Source organism: Glutamicibacter soli, assembly GCF_003309065.1.
Classification (GTDB): Bacteria; Actinomycetota; Actinomycetes; order Actinomycetales; family Micrococcaceae; genus Glutamicibacter; species Glutamicibacter soli.
Genome location: NZ_POAF01000020.1, coordinates 1 through 1,058 on the forward strand (window position 1 = coordinate 1; position 1,058 = coordinate 1,058).

Annotated in this window: 1 protein-coding gene; it reads left to right on the forward strand. The window is 66.8% G+C overall.

All coding sequences use genetic code 11. The annotated features are described in order from the left end of the window. Positions 1 to 1,058, forward strand: a 1,058-nt coding sequence (gene glyA, locus C1H84_RS17845) for a serine hydroxymethyltransferase (RefSeq protein WP_146956208.1), incomplete at both ends; no start/stop codon positions are given.

A 1,058-nucleotide genomic window follows, 5' to 3' on the forward strand; every position in this document is an offset into this window, starting at 1 on the left:
CAGGGTTCGGTGCTGACCAACAAGTACGCCGAGGGCTACCCGGGCCGCCGCTACTACGGCGGCTGCGAAGAGGTCGACGTCATCGAGACCCTGGCCATCGAGCGCGTCAAGGAACTGTTCGGCGCGAAGTTCGCCAACGTCCAGCCGCACTCCGGGGCCCAGGCCAACGCCTCGGTCTACCACGCGCTGGTGCGTCCGGGCGATACCGTGCTGGGCTTGAACCTGGCCCACGGCGGGCATTTGACCCACGGCATGAAGATCAACTTCTCCGGCCGCCTGTTCAACATCGTCCCGTACGGCGTGGACGAGGAGACGAACCTGGTGGACATGGACGAGGTCGAGCGCCTGGCCATCGAGCACCAGCCGAAGATGATCGTGGCCGGCTGGTCGGCCTACCCTCGCCAGTTGGACTTCGTCCGCTTCCGCGAAATCGCGGACAAGGTCGGTGCGTACCTGTTCGTGGACATGGCGCACTTCGCCGGCCTGGTCGCGACCGGGCTGCACCCGTCGCCGGTGCCGCATGCGCATGTGGTCACCTCGACCACGCACAAGACCCTGGCAGGCCCTCGCGGCGGTATCATCCTGTCGAATGATGCGGAGATCGCCAAGAAGCTGAACTCGGCGGTGTTCCCTGGCCAGCAGGGCGGCCCGCTGGAGCATGTGATCGCGGGCAAGGCGGTGGCGTTCAAGATCGCCGCGTCGCCGGAGTTCAAGGAGCGCCAGCAGCGCACCTTGGCCGGTTCGCGGATTTTGGCGCAGCGGTTGACCCAGGCCGATGTGGCCGCCAAGGGCATCAGCGTGTTGACCGGCGGCACGGATGTGCACCTGGTGCTGGTGGACCTGCGCCACAGCGAGCTGGATGGGCAGCAGGCCGAGGATCTGCTGGCGCAGGTGGAGATCACGGTGAACCGCAATTCGGTGCCGTTTGATCCGCGTCCGCCGATGACTACCAGCGGGTTGCGGATCGGCACCCCGGCGTTGGCGACCCGCGGGTTCTCCGAGGAGGCGTTTGCCGAGGTTGCGGAGATCATCGCGCAGACCCTGATTGCCGGGGCCGA